The sequence below is a fragment of the Niallia sp. 01092 genome (assembly GCF_052318935.1).
In the GTDB taxonomy this organism is placed as follows: Bacteria; Bacillota; Bacilli; order Bacillales; family Cytobacillaceae; genus Niallia.
In genome coordinates, this window is the sequence record NZ_JBQRKO010000014.1 from 75188 (window position 1) to 95832 (window position 20645).

Annotated in this window: 21 protein-coding genes and 1 riboswitch; of the genes, 4 read left to right on the forward strand and 17 right to left on the reverse strand. The window is 35.7% G+C overall.

Translation table 11 applies throughout. From position 1 onward, the window contains the following. The first annotated feature begins 13 nt into the window (after positions 1 to 13). On the forward strand, positions 14 to 1246 hold the full coding sequence (locus ACTXGU_RS14335; protein ID WP_443482203.1) for an aminopeptidase: 1233 nt from the start codon (positions 14 to 16) through the stop codon (positions 1244 to 1246). Positions 1247 to 1424: 178 nt separating this feature from the next. On the opposite strand, the gene ACTXGU_RS14340 is transcribed toward ACTXGU_RS14335, so the two are convergent. Beyond that, a complete protein-coding gene (locus tag ACTXGU_RS14340; protein ID WP_443482204.1) occupies positions 1425 to 1799 on the reverse strand; it encodes a hypothetical protein in 375 nt (124 codons plus the stop codon). 590 nt (positions 1800 to 2389) lie between these two features. Beyond that, positions 2390 to 3508, reverse strand: coding sequence for a hypothetical protein (locus tag ACTXGU_RS14345; RefSeq protein ID WP_443482205.1), 1119 nt, complete (start codon positions 3506 to 3508; stop codon positions 2390 to 2392). 606 nt (positions 3509 to 4114) lie between these two features. Here ACTXGU_RS14345 and mscL point away from each other — a divergent pair. Together mscL and ACTXGU_RS14355 are read left to right on the forward strand one after the other, a co-directional pair. Then, positions 4115 to 4501: a large conductance mechanosensitive channel protein MscL gene (mscL, locus tag ACTXGU_RS14350; protein WP_443482206.1), complete on the forward strand. Its 387-nt coding sequence runs from the start codon at positions 4115 to 4117 to the stop codon at positions 4499 to 4501. A gap of 60 nt (positions 4502 to 4561) precedes the next feature. Next, on the forward strand, positions 4562 to 5200 hold the full coding sequence (locus tag ACTXGU_RS14355; protein ID WP_443482207.1) for a Bax inhibitor-1/YccA family protein: 639 nt from the start codon (positions 4562 to 4564) through the stop codon (positions 5198 to 5200). 40 nt (positions 5201 to 5240) lie between these two features. Here the strand turns inward: ACTXGU_RS14355 and ACTXGU_RS14360 are convergent, their stop codons facing one another. Then, on the reverse strand, positions 5241 to 6653 hold the full coding sequence (locus ACTXGU_RS14360) for an aminotransferase-like domain-containing protein (protein WP_443482208.1): 1413 nt from the start codon (positions 6651 to 6653) through the stop codon (positions 5241 to 5243). 190 nt (positions 6654 to 6843) lie between these two features. On the opposite strand from ACTXGU_RS14360, the gene ACTXGU_RS14365 reads away from it, so the two are divergent. Then, on the forward strand, positions 6844 to 7752 hold the full coding sequence (locus ACTXGU_RS14365; protein WP_443482209.1) for a DMT family transporter: 909 nt from the start codon (positions 6844 to 6846) through the stop codon (positions 7750 to 7752). A gap of 121 nt (positions 7753 to 7873) precedes the next feature. Here ACTXGU_RS14365 and ACTXGU_RS14370 read toward each other — a convergent pair whose 3' ends face one another. The 14 genes from ACTXGU_RS14370 to ACTXGU_RS14435 form a co-directional block, all read right to left on the reverse strand. Further along, positions 7874 to 8383: an acyl-CoA thioesterase gene (locus tag ACTXGU_RS14370; protein WP_443482210.1), complete on the reverse strand. Its 510-nt coding sequence runs from the start codon at positions 8381 to 8383 to the stop codon at positions 7874 to 7876. A gap of 364 nt (positions 8384 to 8747) precedes the next feature. Continuing rightward, the gene (locus tag ACTXGU_RS14375; RefSeq protein WP_443482211.1) at positions 8748 to 9293 is read right to left on the reverse strand and encodes an RNA polymerase sigma factor; all 546 of its coding nucleotides are present in this window, start codon (positions 9291 to 9293) and stop codon (positions 8748 to 8750) included. 99 nt (positions 9294 to 9392) lie between these two features. Further along, a complete protein-coding gene (locus ACTXGU_RS14380) occupies positions 9393 to 10718 on the reverse strand; it encodes a polysaccharide biosynthesis protein (RefSeq protein WP_443482212.1) in 1326 nt (441 codons plus the stop codon). Positions 10719 to 10989: 271 nt separating this feature from the next. Further along, positions 10990 to 11622, reverse strand: a complete 633-nt coding sequence (locus ACTXGU_RS14385) for a response regulator transcription factor (protein ID WP_443482213.1) — start codon at positions 11620 to 11622, stop codon at positions 10990 to 10992. Next, on the reverse strand, positions 11619 to 12653 hold the full coding sequence (locus tag ACTXGU_RS14390; RefSeq protein ID WP_443482214.1) for a sensor histidine kinase: 1035 nt from the start codon (positions 12651 to 12653) through the stop codon (positions 11619 to 11621). The genes ACTXGU_RS14385 and ACTXGU_RS14390 overlap by 4 nt, the downstream gene beginning before the upstream one ends. Continuing rightward, a complete protein-coding gene (gene liaF, locus ACTXGU_RS14395; protein ID WP_443482215.1) occupies positions 12650 to 13381 on the reverse strand; it encodes a cell wall-active antibiotics response protein LiaF in 732 nt (243 codons plus the stop codon). Before liaF ends, ACTXGU_RS14390 begins: the two co-directional genes overlap by 4 nt. 402 nt (positions 13382 to 13783) lie before the next feature. After that, positions 13784 to 14434, reverse strand: a complete 651-nt coding sequence (locus ACTXGU_RS14400) for a PspA/IM30 family protein (RefSeq protein WP_443482216.1) — start codon at positions 14432 to 14434, stop codon at positions 13784 to 13786. Between the two features lie 238 nt (positions 14435 to 14672). Continuing rightward, positions 14673 to 15017: a lmo0954 family membrane protein gene (locus ACTXGU_RS14405; protein ID WP_443482217.1), complete on the reverse strand. Its 345-nt coding sequence runs from the start codon at positions 15015 to 15017 to the stop codon at positions 14673 to 14675. A 211-nt stretch (positions 15018 to 15228) separates the two neighbouring features. Then, positions 15229 to 16236: a ThiF family adenylyltransferase gene (locus ACTXGU_RS14410; protein ID WP_443482218.1), complete on the reverse strand. Its 1008-nt coding sequence runs from the start codon at positions 16234 to 16236 to the stop codon at positions 15229 to 15231. Beyond that, the gene (locus tag ACTXGU_RS14415; protein WP_443482219.1) at positions 16233 to 17000 is read right to left on the reverse strand and encodes a thiazole synthase; all 768 of its coding nucleotides are present in this window, start codon (positions 16998 to 17000) and stop codon (positions 16233 to 16235) included. Before ACTXGU_RS14415 ends, ACTXGU_RS14410 begins: the two co-directional genes overlap by 4 nt. Before the next feature lie 2 nt (positions 17001 to 17002). Further along, positions 17003 to 17206 (reverse strand): sulfur carrier protein ThiS, encoded by a 204-nt coding sequence (gene thiS / locus ACTXGU_RS14420; protein WP_443482220.1) that lies wholly within the window; start codon positions 17204 to 17206, stop codon positions 17003 to 17005. A gap of 13 nt (positions 17207 to 17219) precedes the next feature. Beyond that, positions 17220 to 18326, reverse strand: a complete 1107-nt coding sequence (gene thiO / locus ACTXGU_RS14425) for a glycine oxidase ThiO (protein WP_443482221.1) — start codon at positions 18324 to 18326, stop codon at positions 17220 to 17222. Continuing rightward, on the reverse strand, positions 18310 to 18921 hold the full coding sequence (locus tag ACTXGU_RS14430; RefSeq protein ID WP_443482222.1) for a thiamine phosphate synthase: 612 nt from the start codon (positions 18919 to 18921) through the stop codon (positions 18310 to 18312). The genes thiO and ACTXGU_RS14430 overlap by 17 nt, the downstream gene beginning before the upstream one ends. Positions 18922 to 19265: 344 nt before the next feature. Further along, a riboswitch (TPP riboswitch) is annotated at positions 19266 to 19375 on the reverse strand. A 105-nt stretch (positions 19376 to 19480) separates the two neighbouring features. Then, positions 19481 to 20644, reverse strand: a complete 1164-nt coding sequence (locus ACTXGU_RS14435; RefSeq protein WP_443482223.1) for a DEAD/DEAH box helicase — start codon at positions 20642 to 20644, stop codon at positions 19481 to 19483. Position 20645 lies beyond the last annotated feature (1 nt).

The window sequence follows — 20645 nt, forward strand, 5'->3', positions numbered from 1 at the left end:
GGAGCGTAAAAAAATGAGTACATTCCAACAAAATCTAGAAAAATATGCAGAGCTTGCTGTAAAGGTTGGCGTCAATATTCAAAAAGATCAAACGCTTGTTATTAACACGACGATTGAAGCAGCAGAATTTGTACGCATTATTGTAAAAAAGGCTTATGAAGCAGGCGCAGAGAATGTTGTGGTGAACTGGACAGATGATGTGGTTACGAGAACAAAATATGAACTAGCACCAGCAGAGGCATTTTTAGAATTTCCAAAATGGCGAGCGAAAGAAACGGAAGAGTTGGCGGAAAATGGCGCTGCATTTATGTCTGTATTATCTTCAAGCCCTGACTTATTAAAAGGGATTTCTTCTGAAAAAATCAGCAACTTTCAAAAAGCTTCTGGCAAAGCATTAACAACATTCCGCAAGTATATTCAATCAGACAAAGTCAGCTGGACCGTTATTGGAGCTGCTTCTAAAGCATGGGCAGACAAAGTATTCCCAGATGCACCAACCGAAAAACGAGTGGAATTACTATGGGATGCTATTTTTAAAGCTTCACGTGTAGATAGTGAAAATCCCGTGGATGCATGGTTAAAGCATGACGAAACATTACATAAAAAAGTGGATTACTTAAATAAAAAAGCATATAAGAAGCTTCACTATCGTGCACCTGGAACAGATTTAACGATTGAACTTCCAGAAAAACATTTATGGTGTGGTGCAGGAAGCATCAACGAAAAAGGTTTGGAATTTATGGCGAATATGCCAACAGAGGAAGTCTTTACTGTTCCTTATAAAACAGGCGTTAATGGTACTGTCTCTAGTACAAAACCATTAAGCTACGGCGGCAATATTATTGATCATTTTACTGTTACCTTTAAAGATGGGCGTATTGTGGATGTAAAAGCAAAGGAAGGAGAAGAAATTCTTCGTCAATTAGTTGAAACAGATGAAGGTTCACATTATTTAGGGGAAGTTGCCCTTGTACCTCACCGTTCTCCTATTTCACAATCAAATATACTGTATTATAATACATTGTTTGACGAAAATGCTTCTAATCATTTAGCCATTGGAAGTGCTTATGCTTTTTGCATTGAAGGCGGCAAACAAATGTCGAGTGAGGAACTAGCGGAACATGGATTAAATGAAAGCATCACACATGTAGATTTTATGATTGGTTCCAATCAAATGGATATCGACGGCATTACCGCTGATGGAAGTATTGAACCTATTTTCAGGAATGGGGATTGGGCGTTTTAATAAAATCACATGCGGCAACTACTGAACAAGTTAAAAATTGGATGTGATTATTAAATGATGTTATTTAACGTTTTGGTCATTACATTAACTCTTAAATCAAGGGTTCAAATATTTATTTCCAACCTACACTAATGAACAATTTACTTCTTCTTAATAAAATACACAAATCCCGAGATAATTATTTATCATCGGGATTTTTTTCTAATATATATCTTAAGGTTTCATCTAGTAAAAAGAATACACATGCAATTCCTAAAGAATAAAAAGTCAAAAACCATAAAAATATAATTGGTGCTATCCCCAAAATCAAATGAAAAGCAAAAGAAAAAAATAATCTTGCTTTTCCGATTTTTTTGGTAATAATTTCCACCAACAAAGAGCCAGGTAGACCGTATAATGTAATAGCAATACCTACATATAACATTGAAATAAAAATATTACTAAAAAAATTACTTTTATCAGCCAAAAAGGAACTTGGTGGTGTAAAAATTGCAATAAAAAAGCTGGAAATAACAAATGTAATACATGCTGTTAAGATCTTTCTCTTTATCATATAATAATCTCCTTGAAATAGTGAATCAAAAAGAATATTCCATTATAAACATCAAATATGTAGGCTGTTTTCTCTAAGTTTGTTGTTATTTAAGTAAAAAAAGGGGAGAAGAAGTACTTAGCAGACTGAATACACGTAGACTCCTGTGGGAATGCGAGAAAGACGAGACCCAAACAGGAGCGTATGGGAAGGCACTGAAAAAAGTGTTTTATTAGATATAATTATAGGTGAAACACTTAAATTTATTAGGGTGAAAATGGTATAGAGAGTTTGAAAACGACCATCATTTTGGTTAGGAGAGGCGTCCGCACGACTCCTGTGGGATTAGCGAGACAGGCGAGACCCTGCAGGAGCATAGCGACGAAGCGGCTCGACGCTCGCCCCACGGAAAGCGTGTGGTAAGCCTCGGAAAACCGAACGAAAACCTCTGCGTTGCTTGGATTGTCACTACCTATATATTATAGCATTTACTTTTTCAGTGGCCTCGCTTATGCGACGAGGAGGCTCGACGCTCGCTAAACGGACGAAGTGTATTCAGGCTGCGAGTTTAAAAGCGACAATCTTTACGAAAACAGCCTTTATCAACCATATTACCTTTTACTTAATTCCAATGTTTGAATGATTTGAGCATTGTTGACCAATATTTTAAGCTCGTAGTTGCCTGCATGATAGATGGCAACTGCTTCATTTTTCTTCTTGTTAACGAAGTATGCATCCGGTTCTCCCAGCATTTCCTTTACGTTTTCCAATGTTCCTTTTAGACGGATTCCTGGAATAGAAATTGCTGATACTTGCTCATTTTTTTTATTGTAATAATAGGTTACTTCAGGAAAAACCAACGTAATGACATCTTTTTTCACTTCTTCTTTTATAAAATGTTCATTCGATGTTTTGATCTCATTACTATTTGTTCCAATTGGATATTGACTTCCTATTAACATTCCCTCACTTGCTTTCCTAATAACAGAAGAGGTAATAGCTAAGTTTTTAAACGGATAATAGTACATCTCGTCCATCAGCCAATTTTCTACTATTCCTTTCTCTTGAACGGAAGTAACGTCCAACGGCTCTAATTTCAATTGTTTAGGATCAAGCGTCCATGTGGTAAACTCAAATGTTTTTTCATCTATTTTGTTGATTGTTTGTAAATAATTTTGTTGAATATTTTTTATCTTATTATCATAAATAGGAACTGCCTCATTCGTTAGAAATGATAATTCCCCGTTTTTTATCGTGTACAAATACGCCTTTGTTTCATCTTTGGCTGCTTGCTGAAAAATGGCTGCGATCGTATGCTTATTCACATAATATGTACTTTTGTTTTTATTCATTAAATTAAAAACGAAAGGCTCCTTCATCCCAGCAGCTTGTTTAAAAGCAAAGGGACCATTTTTTTCATTTGCTAAATAAAAAGAAAAATCCCCTTCGATAATTGGATCATCTACTTTACCAAATGTATTATTTTCTTTTAAAGTGTATTGTTTCTCTTCTTCACCAACTAAATAAGCTTCATACTCTTCATTTCCTTCTCTTATATTCCATTCATAAAGAGCTTTTTCTTTTACTTGAGACAGTTCCTTTTTTTCTTCTGTTTGTTTGCTATCGCTAATAGTTTCTAAATTTTGGTTCTTCTCATTTATTCTGATCACTGTCACGATGATTACAGCTAGACATATTAACACTAAAAAAATATATTGATAAGGTTTCATACTATTCTCCTGATTATTTCACGCTTCTAATTATCTTCCAATAGAGATGTTCCAAAATAGAGGAACGCTGTCGAATCTCTTCGCTTTGATTATCCTCCTTTTTGAATACGCTCTAATAATATTAACAAAAGGAGCTACGTTCTACAAAGCAAGCTTTTTCCAAATGCTCTTGCATCACCCGTTATTTCACCATCCAGAAGTGAAGGAAATGATCATTTTCTCCTAATTTCATCCCTTTTACTTGCCCTGCTACATTTTTAAAGGGTAGAATTTATGTATATTTTATATTAAGACTGTTTTTGTTTTTTACATAAAAAACATTTGGAAAAGTGTTTCTTAGCAGACTGAATACACGTAGACTCCTGTGGGAATGCGAGAAAGACGAGACCCCGCAGGAGCGTATGCGACGAGGAGGCTTGGCGCTCGCACTCGGAAAACGAAGTGTATTCAGGCTGCGCGTTTAAAAGCAACAATCTATACGAAAACAGCCTATATTAATTAATATTCTTTTTTTATCTTTATCCGGATGGGTTTACTATTTTTTTTACTATTGTTACTATATAAATCAATAAATCTATGTAGCCAAGAATGAAGGAGGTCAGCATTATGTGGAAAGAATTTAAACAATTTGCCATGAAAGGAAATGTAGTCGATTTAGCTGTTGGGGTCATCATTGGCACTGCCTTCAGCAAAATTGTCAGTTCCTTAGTAAAAGATGTTATCATGCCGATCATTGGCATAATCATCGGAGGACTAGATTTTACTACTCTATCCATCACCTATAAAAAAGCAAACATTCTTTATGGACAATTTATTCAAACCGTATTTGACTTCTTTATTATCGCGTTTTCTATTTTTATGGTCATAAAAGTGATCAATAAATTTAAGAAAAAAGAAGAAATCAAAGAAGAAGTAAAAAAAGCAGATGCTAAAGAAGAGCTGTTAATGGAAATTCGCGATTTATTAAAAGGTGAGGTTGTCAGAGAAAAATAATGAAACTTTTATTATTTTTCAACGTAAATATTAGAAAGTAACCAAAATGGAGGAAAGAACATGTACGCATATAGTACAAGAAATGAACAGATGCCGGCTGTATTAAGAGCTTTTGCCGTTTCATTAGGGATTGCCTTTGTTGGAACAATGGTTGGTAATTATATACCCGCATCGTTGTTTTTACCGTTAGCAATTTTAGAAGTTGTATTGCTTATTATTGCTTTCTTTTTAAGAAAAGGAAAATCTTTATCGTATGGCTTTTTATATTCCTTTACGTTTATTTCAGGGATTACGACATACCCAATTGTAGCGCATTATGTTTCTACAATAGGTGCAAATATCGTGATAATGGCATTTGGAACGACAACAGTTATTTTTGCCGGATTAGCGGTTTATGCAACAACGACAAAACGCGATTTTTCCTTTTTAGGCGGCATGCTGATGGCAGCCTTGCTTGCTTTAGTTGCCATTTCGATTTTTCATATGATTTGGCCATTAAATTCAACAGCCCTGCTCGCTTATTCCTTTATTGGCGTATTAGTATTTAGCGGCTATGTTATCTTTGATTTTAACCGCATGAAGCATCACGGCATTTCAGCAGAACAAGTACCATTAATGGCATTAAATTTATACCTTAATTTTATTAACCTATTTGTCAGCATTCTTCGTATTTTTGGTATTTTATCAAACAAGGATTAATGATGATAAAAAGCTGCTTCATGTGAGGCAGCTTTTTATTTTATTCAATCGATTGATAAGCCTGTAGGAATAAACGAATTCCTTCTTTAATCTCTTGCTCGTTTAAAAAAGAATAGCTTAATCGTATATAAGGGATATTGTTTTCTAACGGATCGCAAATTTTCCCGGGAACAAATGATATCGATTTTTCCAAAGCTTTCTGTTTCAATTGTTCTATTTCTATTCCATCGGGTAGCTTCACCCACAAATTTAATCCCCCAATTGGGCTGTCCCAATGAAACTTTTCAGCGGATAATTCTTTTTCCATCGTTTCCTTTCGTAATTGCAAGGCAATGCGCAGCTTTTCCATATGCAAATGCACTCTTTCTGATGTTAAATAATAAAGAAATGCCTTTTGATTTAACAATGGTGTTCCATTGTCTGCTAATGCTTTTCCTTTTACTAGCCATTTCATAATAACTGGATGGGCCAAAAGGGCACAAATTCTTAATCCAGGAGCTATATATTTACTAAAGCTTCGTAAATATATAACATATCCCCCAGTGTCATACGAAAATATAGGTCTGGGTGGTGTTTGCTGAAAATAAATTTCGTGAAAAGAATCATCTTCTACCATAATGCATTGATATTTTTCAGCAAGCTCCGCTAGTAGCTTCCGCTGTTCTATCGGGATTGTATATCCAGTTGGATTATGGAATGTTGGATTCATATAAAATAATTTCGGTTTATATTTTTTCATCAGCATCTCCACTTTTTCTAACGAAAAGCCGCCCTGCGTCATTTCAACTGGTAAAAGCTTCGCCCCTCTATTTAAAAAAATATCAACGGCTGCACTATAAGTTGGACTTTCTATTAATACATAATCATGAGATTGTACAAATACTTTTGCAATAATATCAATTCCCTGCTGTGCACCAGTTGTAATCATTATCGACTCTTCTTGAATATCGATGCCATCATTACGATAAAGATAGGCAGCCATTCCTTTTATTAATTCTCTGTCCCCCTTAACTGGAGCGTACGTTCCTAATAAATGGGGATAACGGTCAAAAATTTCTTTTACATGCTGTGACAAATATCGATTTGGCAATAATTTCGGATCAATCAGAGAAGTTGAAAACATATAATTTACAGCTTCACTATGTATTTCTGACAACCTGCTATTCTGCACATAAGAATATACTTTCGGCTGATTAAAATGATTTTCCCCTTCCTCTTTATGCAAAATAGGACTTTTCACAAAGTACCCTGTTTTATCCCTCACATAAACATATTCCTTTTCCTTTAATAACTGGAATGCTTTTAATACGGTTAAGCGATTTACCCCTAATAATTCTGCCAGCTCTCGAACGGATGGAAGCTTACTGCCTGCATGCCACTCCCCATTTTTTATTCGAAGGACAACATAATCATACACTTGATGATACAGAGGAGTTTTTGTTGAATTTGCCATGTTTCCCCACCTCCTATTATTATTATCCCTTTAATCCTAGCTCATCTGGTCTACTACTGATCATCTGGTCTATTTATTGTAACGTACTATAACTATTAGATGTTGTTCAAAAAGTCTGGGAACACAAGCTTGTGAATTTTTTGTTCTTATTGTCCTACTTTTTGAACACTTACGTATAGGAGGGATTTCTATGATTGTTTTTTTGTATAGTGTAATGTGTTTTATTTTTGGCACGACTTTTTTAGCAATAAAAGTAGGTATTGACGCTGGGTTTCCCCCATTCTTATCTGCTGGTATACGATTTTTATTAGCCGGCAGTATCATCTTTTGTTATTTTTCTTTTAAAAACCGTAATATTTTGCGTTTATTATTGTGTAAAGAGTTAATTATAACCGGATTTTCTTTAACCTTTATCACTTTTGCTTCTCTTTATTGGGCGGAGCAATATGTAACATCAGGGATTGCAGCGATTCTTTCAGCTACTGGTCCTATGTTAATTATCGTTCTTCAAAGCATCTTTTTGAAAAAACAGACAACAAAAATAAGTATACTTGGTATTTCTATCGGATTTATTGGTGTATTATTTTTATTTTTGCCAGGGTTATCAATTGATGTAAGTACAAAGTGGATTTTTGGATGCGGGATTATTCTATTAGGGGAAATTGGATATGCTGCTGGAACCATCTATTCCAGCAAAGTGATAGCAACATTTCAATCACAATCACCTATTGTGCTAAATGCTGTGCAGATGATTTATGGAGGTTTATTCTTACTCCTAATAGCTGTTTTTACAATGGAAAGCATACCATCGCTTAAAGCAGAAGGGATTATTTCTGTTATCTATTTAACAGTTGCTGGCTCAATGTTGGGACATACTATTTATTACTATCTTGTTGCGAAAACGAATACCTTTATTCCATCCACTTGGCTATATGTATCGCCAGTTATTGCTTTAACGATTGGACGTTTTTTTTATAATGAATATTTTCATCCAATTATGCTGATAGGCGCTTTCTTTATTATTTCCAGTTTAGTGCTTATTAACTTGTCTAAAATTACTGGCTACTTGACCGAAAAAAAAATATTATCTGCGAAATAAATCGATACTTGGTTTGCTGCTTAGCAAATTTAGACAATTATTTTCTAGGAAATTAAAAATCTTATCATTTCCTAGAAAATAATTTGTATTTCGACAGCATTCTTCTGCAGCATATTCTAGATTATCTTTTTTGTATATTATAATTGCTCGCTAGTTCTTCTGTTTCTTTTCTTCTTTTCTTGCGCATTTCAGCCCTTCTTTTGGCTGATTCATACAAGCGGATTTCTTCCTCTGTTTCAGGAATAACCTTTGGAACTGCTGTTGGTTTTCCATTCTTATCAATAGCCACCATTGTTAAAAAAGATAATGCGCATAAATGACATTCTCCTGTTAATAAATCTTCAGCCGTAATCTTCACAAAAACTTCCATTGAAGATGTCCCTGTATATGTAACAAAGGCTTCTAAACAGACAGAATTCCCTTCATGAATCGGATGCAGAAAATCGACAGAATCCGTAGAGGCAGTTACAATGCTTTTTCTTGCGTGGCGCATTGCAGCAATTGCTGCCGTATCATCAATATACGCCATCAGCTTTCCGCCAAATAATGTCCCATACGTATTCGTATCAGTAGGAAACACAATACTAGTTTTAGTTACAAATGACTCATTGCATTTTTTCGACTGCGTCATAGTTCCTCCTTAGATAGGATAATGGAGTTATCTTTCTTATTTTATTATCAGAATAGGTATGTCTTGAGTTGGACAACTGTCTAGCTTCGACGTACAGGATGTACTAGTGCCGATGTCGCCACAGGACGTGGCGTTCTTAATCGGCCAGCGCCTAGCCCTTATGAAAAATAACCCTTTGCCTCTAAAAGTAAAAAGCACTTTTTGAGTCAAATGAACATTTTTCTTCAGGGCTAATCAAGGCGCTTCTGCTTTTCTTATTGTTCCAAATATTCAATAGTACATACTTTGCTCCATTATATGTTAAGAAGGGAAGAAGCGTCTATCATGTACGGAGTTCAAATTATCAAAAACACAATTTATTTTTTTACATATATACTAATTTACTTGCCATTTTTGGCTTTAATTTATCTTTTGCCCGCTTCATTCTTGTTTTGACTGTTGATAGCGGCGTCTTTGTTTTATTGCTAATTTCTATTAATGTTTGATGATGATAATAAAATAACATAAGTGGCTCCGAATACATTTTTGGTAATTCATCTAATGTATCCATCATTTCTTCTTTTGCGCATTTTTCCATCATCTCTTCTTCTGGAGGCATCGAAACAGATGTATCGCGAGCATACATATAAACTGATTCTTCCCAAAACTTTTTCGCTTTTTTCTCTTTTCTCCAATAATCTCTGCATTTATTTATGGCAATTTTATATAACCAACTTTTCACTTTTTCATATTCTTCAAATGAAGGAAAGGCAATATAAGCAGAAATTAATACTTCTTGGTAAAGATCCTCTGCTAATTCTTTATGTTTTACTAACTTAAAAATATAATGAAAAATGGATTTTCCATATTCTTTGATGGCCGTTTCAAAATTATCTATTTTTATTGGTTCATTCTTTATTAGAGGCTCCATCCTTCTCCTCCTTCCCTTGATTTCAAGTCTATATTTAATAAACGTACGGCACGAATAGAACCCCTACACTTTTAAAAAAGTTTTTTCGAAAATATTACTTTACTGCACTCGATTAACAGGACTTAGCCAAATAGAAAATCCGATTTTTTTGCAAATCGTCAAATAATGCAATAAGGCTAAAATGACAGCACCTAAATTCATGCCAATTGCTATTCCTCCCATTTGCAGTTGACTTAAAGATCCAAGATAATAAATAGCCGTATAAGAAATAGCCGTAGACCAAATCGTATGAAACACTGCATCTTTTAATAAACCAAAACCGATTAAATACGCCTGCATCGGAATGATAAAATAATGCAATAAAAAATATGGCCATAGCAGCTGCACAATAACAGCAGCTTTAGATGAATGGAAAAAAGTAAAAGTCAACGGCTCTGCGTAAAAATAAAAGATACTTACAGCTATCACACCATAAATAATCGTAATAAGCATAACCTGCTGCAGCAGCTTCTGCAGCGTATGATAGTTATTATTTGCATATGCTTTCGAAACGGTTGGGATAAGCATCGTCATAAAGGAATGAGCAATAAAAGAAGGGAAAAAGCCAATTGTTAACGCAATTCCTGCAAGCATTCCAAATTGTTCTGTTGCGTTGGCAGCCGAAATGCCTGATGCAACAAGTGCCCCTTTTATTAAAAAAGGCTGAATGGCATGTGTGAACGCATGAAATATCCGCAGTCCTGTTGTTGGTACAGATACGGAAAGCAGATCCTTCCAAATTACTTTGCTGCTTAATACTTCATTTTCCCCTTTTTTTATTCGCTGATATTGAATATAAAACATATGCATTAAATAAAGAAAAACAACGATATCACTGCCGACAATAGTGCAAAAAGCAATTAATACAGAGGTGTCTAAATCAAAAGAAAACCATTGAAATAAAAATACGAGCATCCCTAACTGCACAATCTTCCGTAAAAAATTAGAAACAGCAATTTTCCCCATTTGCTGCTTCCCCATAAAAAAACCTCTTGCAATACTAGTGAAGGAAATGATCGGAAGCATTACTAAAACGAGCCATCTTAAAATAGGATGATAGGACTGAAAGATAGGAATGAGCGGAATGACGAAGGCGGCGATGATTGTTAAGATAATTGTAAAAATGATCGTCCATTTAATAACTTGCTGCAGCATACTTTGATGATATTTTGCGTCTTTTTCCGCAATAAACTTTGAAATAGAAACTGGCATCTCAAAACTTGCCAATAAAACGATCAAAAAAATCGTTGGCAAAACGGTCATAAATAAACCTAGTCCTTTTTCCCCTAACTCTCTTGCCATCACCATATTAATTAAAAATTCAATGCACTCACCAAAAAACGCGGTTACAATCAATAAAAAAGTTCCTTTATAAAATGAACTCATCGATCTCTCCTTTAATCTATCCCTTTTTCACATATGCATTTGTAAAAAGAGAGAAGTTATTCATTCGCTTTTTACAATATATATGAGACAAGTTCAAAAAATATTTTTATATTTTTTGAACAAGCTTTTTTAGATAGATAAGGAGGATCTTTCTTAATCAAACGTTTGATTAAGGTCCGGGAGGCGTCGGTTTTTCTACTTTTTAATAATGAAATTTAAGCAATCTTTATATGTAACTATTTTGAACGGATTAAATAACGCAGCTTGAAATTTATTCAACAAGGGAATGCTTAAAAGCATAAATAACTGCTTGCGTTCTATCTTGTACATGAAGCTTGCTTAAAATATTGCTTACATGCGTTTTTACTGTTTTAATGGCAATAAATAAGATGTCCGCAATTTCCTGATTGCTTTTTCCCTCTGCCATTAATAATAAGATTTCCATTTCCCTTGCTGTTAACTCTTCATGCGGATACTGCTGCCTTTTTTCCCGCATTTTAATCATCATTTTACCCGTTACTTCCGGCTCTAACACAATTTGACCGTGATAAGTGGCACGAACAGCATTTGCAATTTCACTTGCTTTTGATGTTTTTAGCATATAGCTTGTAGCTCCTGCTTCAAGTGCGGGATACACTTTTTCATCATCTAAAAAGCTTGTTACAATAATTATTTTTGCTTCTGGCCATTCGTTGATAATTTCTCGAGTTGCTTCAATCCCATCCATTTCATCCATCACTAAATCCATTAAAACAATATCAGGACGAAGCTCAAGCGCTAATGATACACCTGTTTTCCCATTGTCTGCTTCCCCAATCACATCGATATCCGGCTGTGCAGAAAGATAGGAAGATACCCCAATCCTTACCATTTCATGATCATCTACAAATAATACCTTTATCAATTATTTTCCCCCCTCATTTGCAGCAACGGCAGCTTTACTTCTAAACGGGTTCCTTTTTGCTTTAAACTAATAATCTTTAATTTCCCGCCTATTTCCGCTGCTCTTTCGTGCATATTTTGCAAACCGTATGAACCGGCTTTGCTGTTTTCCACATCAAATCCAACTCCATCATCAACCACTCTTAAAATAATAAATCCATCTCTTTCGATAAGCTGTACTTCTAAGACCGTTGCTTTAGCATGACGCAGCGTATTGGAAACCGATTCTTGTAAAATGCGAAATAAGTGGTCTTCTATGCCTTTATCTAAATTAATATCCTCTAATCTCCACGATATTTCGATCGTGACCTTTTGCAGCAATTCCGTTAATAACTCAATAACTCCTTCTTTTAATGTTTTCCCTTTTAATGCAACTGGCCTTAAATGAAGTAATAAAGCCCTCATTTCCAATTGGGATTGATGAATCGTTTCTTCGACTAATTTTAATTGTTTCGTTTCCCGATCATCAGATAATGGCCTTCGTTCATTTATGGCCGACAATAACATAGAAGCTGCAAATAATTGCTGACTAACTGAATCATGCAATTCTCTTGCCAATCGATTTCTCTCTTCCGCAATGACATTCTGGACTCTTATTTCTTGATCCTCGGCATGTTCAATTACTAGTTTTTGTGATAATTTTGTTTGTTCTATTAACTGATCTTGTAATTTCTTCAACTTTTTTGCGATCGTATTTATCTCTACATAGTAAGATTGATTTAATAATAGAGACCTCTCCTCATTGTCGAATAACTCCTCTAAATCGGAAATTTGCTTTCTCCATCCGTACCCTGATAAGAGTCCAAAGAAAATCCCAATCGTGATAGCCACACTAATTAAATACAGCAGAAATGGAACCTCCATTAATTCTTTATCCCATAATTCCATCCAATTATTTGGCGGAAACACCATTACATAACTGATGCTGAAAAAAAGAAAAAAAACAATTGCCGCACACACGCCCCAAAGTATTTGCCTTTGAACAATGCTCATATTCTTTTCACCTCTAAACTGCCAACGATACAGCTGGTGAATATCTTAACTCGAGTTTCAGCTAAATCAAAGGCTGCATTCCGCAGCTGAGTATTTCGGTTCAGAACATTATTTTCTTGCTCACCAAATATGTCATATGATCCAAACAAGACAGAATGATTGATGCTTACGTCCATATCATAAGGTACGTGCACCTTCACATTGCCAATCAGATTACGAATGAAAATAACTGTTTCTCCCTTAGGCAAAACCGTATAGCTTAAATCGATGATCGTATCGGCAACGCCTACTTGAATATTAACATCATTCCATTCATACACATGATCTGGTGTTTCATTTCGTTGAAAAAAAGTATTTTGAAACATTGGTTTCTTCTTATACAAATCTTCTTTTGTCTCTGTTTCGTTCTTGTCTAGAATAATCGGTTTTATGACTTCTATATCTTTTTTCTTTTGCACAAGCTGGATAAAATAATAAAAGACAATGCTTACTAAGATGAATTTAACCGTCACCATATGCAAAACACTCATAAGCAAGATAAAAAATCCAATCCAAAAAATAACTTTTCGGATTTTCCATTTACTCTGTTTGGCAAAATACATCATTCCTATCGAAACTAAAAAGGAGAAAATTAATCCCGGATTAAATACAAATACTTCTAATAGAAGTATAAATCCTCCGATGACAATAACCCAATTTGTGTAATCTTTTTTTAATCGATGAAACAATCGATTTCCCCCTTTCTTTCGTTTTCAAATACATGAAATAACTAGAATCTTTCTATCTATTTCATGTATTTGAAAGCACTTATCTTGTAATCTTAAGTAATATTTTTCCATTTTAAAAGGCTACCCTGAAAATAAGCACTGTTAAAAGGGGTTTTCCGAAGCTTATCGCTCGCTTTCCGCGGGGCGAGCGCCGAGCCTCCTCGTCACTTTGCTCCTGCGGGGTCTCGCCTGTCTCGCTAATCCCGCAGGAGTCGAGCGAACGCTTCTCCAAACCAACATAGTGCCAAAATCAACAATGAGCTTTAACATAGCTATTCTAAAAGGCGCAAGAAACTTACGCCTTTTTTGTCTAGCTTCAGCGCTAATCAAGGCGCTTCCGCTTTTCTTAGATTACCATTTTTTTTAAGAAGATAAAGAGTCTTCTTTGCTTTTGTCCATATCTTTTTCTAATTTCGCTATTTTCGCATCAATTGTATTCTGGTAATAAGTTGTATTGATTTTTTGTTCTAATGAATCGATATACTTTTCGATTTCTTCAAAGTTAGATGCTGCTTGATCATTTATGCCTTTTTCATCTAATACTTTATTCATTTTAACATGAGCATGCGTAATATTTTCTTTCCCCATCATTTCTAAGCGGCTAATATTCATGTCCTTTAGCTTATGGGTCATTTCGATATACTTCGTTTCCAATTCTATTAATTGTTTTTCTGTAATTTTTATGGACTCTTTTAAGCGTTGACTGCGTTCTTCATATTGGTTTTTTTCTAATAATGCAAATTGCAGCAATTCTTCTTCTCCTGCTTTTTCGGCAATAGCTGCTTGGTGGTTCCTTTTATTTGCCAGCTCTTCTGCCTGTTGCAGCTCTTTCGTAAATTCCTCTTTTAGCTTGTATTGGCGCTCCACCAATTTTTTTACTTTTTCCGTTTCTTTTTCGCATTCCTTTAAATATTGATTCAGAAGGCTAATTGGATTTTTATTTTCTTTTTTATCCAAAATTTCATTAATATCTGCTGCTACGGAATTTTTTATTCTTTTTAATAAACTAGTCATTGATTGCTCCCTCTTCTCATTAATTTTTGCTCATTTTATATAGATTGTTGTTCATTAACCCGCAGCCTGAATACACTTCGCTTTCCGCGGGCGAGCGTCGAGCCTCCTCGTCGCTATGCTCCTGTGGTGTCTCGCCTTTCTCGCTTTTCCCGCAGGAGTCTACGTGTATTCAGGCTGCTCAGTGCTTCCACAATGTTTATTATTTTATTCAAAAACAACAAACTTTTAGAAAACAGCCTTAATTTTTATTTAATTCTGCCCATTGTTTTTCAAAGTTTGCAAAAGGGTCATTATCTTTTTTGCTTGTTCCTGAAGCATTATTCCATTTTTTAAACACTACGTATAAAATATAAGCTGCTGCTAAACCTAAAATCGCTGGCAAGTGGCTAGCTGTAATGCCTAACATTACAACGCCTGCAATTCCCCATAATACCTTTTCCCATGTAGTGCTGCTTTTCAAAAACTGTTTAAACACAAGGTAAAGAATCGCCCCACTTATCACCAATCCAATTAATGGTCCGAGTTGTGACAATAAAATAATTGCCGCAACAGCTCCTATCAAAAATAATCCAAATTTTTTCATTTGTTTATCGCTCCTTTCTTATCTACTATGTTAGCTCGATTGTTATTTTTTCATAACGTGCTCCAGCTTGATTTTCCTCTAAGACTAAAGGCTTAGAAGATACTACTACCTTCAAAACATGTAAAAAGGGACAAAAAAAAGACCCTTCTGAGGTCTCAAATTGTTAAAATAGTATAATTTACTGATCGAAAACGCTTGCTAAGGAACTTCCTTACCCGACTAGTTTATTATAAATAATCCTAGCTCTAGTAGGTTCATGTGTTCCATGAATAATAGCCCGACCGTCTTGAAACAGCACAACTCGATAATCTTCATACTTGCAAGCAAGTAAATACGGATTAACTACCATATTTTGAACAGTGTCTTTCCATACTTTAGATAGTTGCTTTAAGTCGAGTACGCGGGCTGATCCAGGACGAATATGAATCGCATCCCTGCCGCATAAAACATCCGTTTTTGTCTGACTTTGCAAAGACAAATATGGATATACTGCATTTTTCCCACAAGTTGGACAGTTTTCGTTTTTCAATTTTGCTACATTGATTTCTGACTTTTCCATTTTCCAAATATCGTGGGACCATAATATCGGCTCTACCTTATACCCAGTGATTAGCTGCATTGCCTGCGTCACTTGAAATGCTGCGACTAGCTGGACAATTGGACTAATCACCCCAACCGTATCACACGTTATATTTTGTGAAGGAAGATGGTTTATTAAACAATGTAAACAAGGTGTTTCGTGCGGCTGGATAGAAAAAGTTAATCCATAGCTTGAAACACATGCACCAAAAACAAACGGAATATTATGTTTTACGGCTGCATCATTTAGGATTAATCTTGTTTCAAAATTATCAGTTGCATCAATCATGATTGATACATCTTCTATTAATTCCTCGATATTGTTTACATTAATATCCGTTACGATGCTTTTTACTGTTATTTCGCTATTTAAAGCTGCTAATCTTTTCTGTGCAGCAATTGCTTTCGGTAGTTTATTTTCTGCATCTTCTTCTGTATATAATTGCTGCCTTTGTAAATTGCTCCATTCCACATAATCTCTATCGACAATCGTAATCGTGCCCACACCTGCCCTGACAAGCATCTCTGCCGTTGCAGATCCAAGAGCTCCAGCTCCTAATATAATGGCATGGCTATTTTCGATTTTTTTTTGCCCTTTGTCGCCTAAGAATAACTTTTGTTTTAAATAGCGATTATTCAAGATGTCACCATTCCTGTTGTCGGGCTGCTTGCTACTCCATAGTTTTTCTCTGGGATTCTGCCCGCTTCAAAACCAAGCTGTCCAGATTCGATGGCAAGCTTCATTGCATAAGCCATTTTTACAGGATCTTTTGCAGCAGATACAGCTGTATTTAACAATACCCCATCTGCTCCAAGCTCCATCGCATAGGCTGCATCTTTCGGCGAACCAACCCCAGCGTCAACAATAACCGGCACAGATGACTGCTCAATAATAAATTGTAAATTTAGAGGGTTTAAAATTCCTTTGCCAGAACCAATTGGAGAAGCTCCAGGCATAATCGCATGTACGCCAAGCTGCTCTAAACGTTTGGCAAGCACCACGTCATCAGATGTATATGGCAATACAATAAACCCTTCTTCTAACAGCATTTCCGAAGCCTTTAATGTTTCGACAGGATCAGGTAAAAGCGATTTGTCACATCCGATTACTTCTACTTTTATCATATCGCATAATCCAGAGGCCTTAGCCAATTTCGCAATACGCACAGCTTCTTCTGCTGTCTTCGCTCCTGCTGTGTTTGGCAGAAGGGTATATCGGGATAAATCCAGCTGTTCTAAAAAATTAGGCTGTGATTCTTCAAATATATTCATTCTTCGTACAGCAAAAGTTAAGATTTCAGCACCAGACACATCCACTGCCTTCTTTTGGATTTCAAATGATGGATATTTCCCTGTACCTAACAATAATCTTGATTGAAATTCTTTATCTGCAATTTTTAACATATTCATCCGCCTCCTACAAAATGTATTAGTTCAACCGTATCGCCTTCTGAAAGATTACTAGAAGCATACTGGTCTTTCTCCATAATATCTTTGTTTAACTCGACTACGACAATTCTATTTTGCAATTCATACAATGCAAGCAAATCTGCAATCGTATTCACATCATCAGGCAGCGTTACCGATTTTCCGTTTAACCTTATTGTCACGATTCCACCTCCTTTATATAGATACTTTTTCCTGTCTTCCAACTTTAAAAGCTTCTATCCATTCTTGCTCTACTTGATTACCGACTATCAGATCTTTGATCATCTGACCTGTAGCGGGAGCCATTAAAATTCCATTTCTCTGATGGCCGGTTGCAAAAAATATATTTTCGTCTTCAGGATGACTGCCAATAAAAGGATACCCATCAAACGTCCTTGGTCTTAGTCCGGCCCAGTAAGAATCTATTTTCATTTCTGTTACACTTGGAAGCACCGCTTTTGCTTTGTTCATGATTTCTTCAAGGCCGCCGACAGTTGTTTTTTCATTCCAATCATTCCATTTTTGGGTTGCGCCAATGACGAGCTTATTATTATTTCTAGGTACGATATAATGCTGCTTATAAAAGATCGTATGTTTTAAAGCCATTCCTTCATTTATAACAGCTAAACATTCGCCTTTAACGGGAATAATTTGATTTGATAATCCTAGCTGCTGAAAAAAATAATTGCTCCACGCTCCGCTAGCGACAACAACGAAATTTGCTTCCACCTTTCCTGTTGTTGTGCTGATTTCATAGTGGCTGCTTTGTTTTTTTATGTCTAAAACCTGTGTATATTCAAATATAGATGCGCCAAAATGTTGGGCCGCTTTACTAAATCCATTGCACGCAGATGCCGGTGTAACGTGAACATCCTCTTTTAAATAAGCAGCTCCAAGAATGGAATGGACAACGGGCACCTTATTTATTACTTCTTCCGTTGACATCCACTCGACAGTTGGCAGGGATAAAATCGGCTGCAGCTCTTGTTTGTCTTCTTCTGTAAAGGCTAATTTCATGATGCCGCCTTTTTTCAACTCGATATCTATTCCACAAAGCTCTTTTATTTCATCCGAAAGTGTGTGATAGGAAAGCTGACTGCTTCTTACAAAAGAATATAATTTTTCAAATTCTTTGTATTCTGAATGGGCTCCAAGCATGCCCGCTGCAGCACTTGTAGATTTTCCTCCTACCTTCTCACTTTCAAATACGGCAATATTTATTTTTTCTTTAGCAAGATGATAGGCAATGGAGCACCCTATTATTCCTCCGCCTATGACCACTACATCAAATTTTTGTTTCATATTTTAGACACCTTTCATGAAGTTTCTTCACTGCTTCCAAAGGATTAGACGATGAAAAGATACCTGACATAACCGCAATTCCATCCGCGCCAAAATGATGTAATTGGTCTACTTTTTCCTCTGTAATGCCGCCAATTACATATAACGGAACAGACAATTCCTGTTTCATTTGTTGAATCGATTCAAGGGCAATCGGGGCTTTGCCTTTTTTACTATTTGTTGTAAAACAATGTCCATATAAGACATAATCTGCACCGTCTTTTTGTGCTTTTTTTGCCTCTGTTATCGTATGAACGGATGTCCCGATCACTTTTTCCGGATAAAAATCTTTCACTGCTTTCACCGGCAATCCTGCACCCGGCAAATGAACATTTTCAATATGCAGCAAGGCAGCAACATCTAAACGATCATTAATAACTAGCTTTTTTCTATCTACTCCTCTTTCTAATAATCGTAAACATAGCGTATACACTTCTTGAACCGGTTTTGTTTTTTCCCTAACATGGATAAAATCTACAAAATTATGAATATTCGAAATAATATCCTCGAGATCATTTACAGATTTCTGGCCGTCTGTAACAGCAAGAAGATTCACTGAAAATCCCTTCTTTCTCTATTTGAAATGCTGTTTTCGTATAGATTGTTGCTTTTAAACTCGCAGCCTGAATACACTTCGCTTTCCGTGGACGAGCGTCGAGCCTCCTCGTCGCATACGCTCCTGTGGGGTCTCGTCTTTCTCGCATTCACACAGGAGTCTACGTGTATTCAGGCTGCTTAGTACTTCTTCTCCCATTTTTCATGTAAAAAACAACAAACTTTGAGAAAACAGCCCTTTGAAATTACGTGAAGGTTGTTAACAACGTCAAAAAACCACTTTTCTACAAAGAAAAGTGGTTTAAAATATGCATCAAAATAGCCTATATAAAATATATAAGCATACAATACAATTCTCCACTTTCCTACGCAGGTACGAACCTGTTCAGGTTATGAGGGTTTAAAAGTAGCTACTTTTTTCTCAGCCCTTATCAAGGGATCCCCTAGTGATCATTTAATCATTCATTTATAAAGTTAATTTCATTTTATCATACAAATAAAATCAATCAACAAAAAAATTTGTAGTTATTACTATTTAACTGCAATAATAAGCTGTCTTCTTATTTTCTTTTCGCTGCTTTTTTTACAGGTTTATAGTCGACAATCTTTCCTTCATAAAAGTCTTTACGTGATAATGGAATCGCTAATTCTTTTGCCAATTGTTTTAGTTCTCTTTCTTCTCTTTCTGTTACAATATTTAGCACCATCCCATTTGCACCGAATCTTCCCGTTCTTCCCGAGCGGTGGATATATTGGGTTGTATCTGCTGCTAAATCATAATGAACGACATGCGTCACTTTTTGAATATCCAACCCTCTTGCGGCAACATCTGTCGCTAACAGCATATTTGTTTTGTTTTTTCGAAAACCATTTATAGATTTGGAGCGCTCCATTTTGTTCAAATCACTATGAAGCATGCTTGCTTGAAGATTTTTATAGGTTAATTTCTCATGTAAAACGGTTAAGTTCCCTATATCTTTTACAAATACAAGAATTTTACTGTCTGGCAATCTTGCAATCCGTTCCATTACTTTTATTTTATCCCGATACTCTGCTTGGAAATAGATGTGCTCTACTGTTGCAGCCTCGATTGTTTCATCTTTTTTAACGCGGATGATGTCTGGATCCTTTACTAACTCTTTCGCAAGATTGGCTGTTTTCTCTGTTAAAGTGGCAGAAAAGAGAATAACTTGTCGATCCAATAAAGTGGACTTCACAATCTGCTTTACTGATTCTATATGCTCAGCGACCAATAGCTGATCTGCTTCGTCCAAAACAACCATTTTTACTTCATGCATTTTTAATTTTTTTTGCTTAATTAATTCTAACGCTCTTCCCGGTGTACATATAGCAATATGTGGATTCTTCTTTAATTTTTCTAATTGCCTTTTTACATTCGCTCCGCCAATGAAAGAAGCAGCCCTTATGCCACTGCCTTCTCCCCACTTTTGTATCTCAGCTGAAATTTGCATCACCAGCTCTTGAGAAGAAGCTAATATGATTGCCTGCATCCCTTTATGTTCAGCATTTATCTTATTTAAAAGCGGCAGCAAATACGCCAATGTTTTTCCCGTCCCAGTAGGGGATTCTGCAATCACGTCTTTTCCTTCTAATATAAGAGGAATTGTTTTTTCTTGAATAGACGTAGCTCTTTGAAAATTTGCTTTTTCCCAATTTTTTTGTATAAACGGGGTTAAGTTTGTCCAAAATTGTTGATCTTTCATG

What these genes read in the sequence shown, in the direction of transcription:
- ACTXGU_RS14370 (WP_443482210.1), bottom strand. Translation starts at nt 8,383, where the DNA reads ATGACGCAGTCGAAAAAATGCAATGAGTCATTTGTAACTAAAACTAGT.
- ACTXGU_RS14405 (WP_443482217.1), bottom strand. Translation starts at nt 15,017, where the DNA reads ATGAAAAAATTTGGATTATTTTTGATAGGAGCTGTTGCGGCAATTATT.
- ACTXGU_RS14360 (WP_443482208.1), bottom strand. Translation starts at nt 6,653, where the DNA reads ATGGCAAATTCAACAAAAACTCCTCTGTATCATCAAGTGTATGATTAT.
- ACTXGU_RS14365 (WP_443482209.1), top strand. Translation starts at nt 6,844, where the DNA reads ATGATTGTTTTTTTGTATAGTGTAATGTGTTTTATTTTTGGCACGACT.
- mscL (WP_443482206.1), top strand. Translation starts at nt 4,115, where the DNA reads ATGTGGAAAGAATTTAAACAATTTGCCATGAAAGGAAATGTAGTCGAT.
- ACTXGU_RS14415 (WP_443482219.1), bottom strand. Translation starts at nt 17,000, where the DNA reads ATGTTAAAAATTGCAGATAAAGAATTTCAATCAAGATTATTGTTAGGT.
- ACTXGU_RS14340 (WP_443482204.1), bottom strand. Translation starts at nt 1,799, where the DNA reads ATGATAAAGAGAAAGATCTTAACAGCATGTATTACATTTGTTATTTCC.
- ACTXGU_RS14355 (WP_443482207.1), top strand. Translation starts at nt 4,562, where the DNA reads ATGTACGCATATAGTACAAGAAATGAACAGATGCCGGCTGTATTAAGA.
- ACTXGU_RS14380 (WP_443482212.1), bottom strand. Translation starts at nt 10,718, where the DNA reads ATGAGTTCATTTTATAAAGGAACTTTTTTATTGATTGTAACCGCGTTT.
- ACTXGU_RS14400 (WP_443482216.1), bottom strand. Translation starts at nt 14,434, where the DNA reads ATGACTAGTTTATTAAAAAGAATAAAAAATTCCGTAGCAGCAGATATT.
- ACTXGU_RS14390 (WP_443482214.1), bottom strand. Translation starts at nt 12,653, where the DNA reads ATGAGCATTGTTCAAAGGCAAATACTTTGGGGCGTGTGTGCGGCAATT.
- thiO (WP_443482221.1), bottom strand. Translation starts at nt 18,326, where the DNA reads ATGAAACAAAAATTTGATGTAGTGGTCATAGGCGGAGGAATAATAGGG.
- ACTXGU_RS14375 (WP_443482211.1), bottom strand. Translation starts at nt 9,293, where the DNA reads ATGGAGCCTCTAATAAAGAATGAACCAATAAAAATAGATAATTTTGAA.
- ACTXGU_RS14435 (WP_443482223.1), bottom strand. Translation starts at nt 20,644, where the DNA reads ATGAAAGATCAACAATTTTGGACAAACTTAACCCCGTTTATACAAAAA.
- ACTXGU_RS14335 (WP_443482203.1), top strand. Translation starts at nt 14, where the DNA reads ATGAGTACATTCCAACAAAATCTAGAAAAATATGCAGAGCTTGCTGTA.
- ACTXGU_RS14345 (WP_443482205.1), bottom strand. Translation starts at nt 3,508, where the DNA reads ATGAAACCTTATCAATATATTTTTTTAGTGTTAATATGTCTAGCTGTA.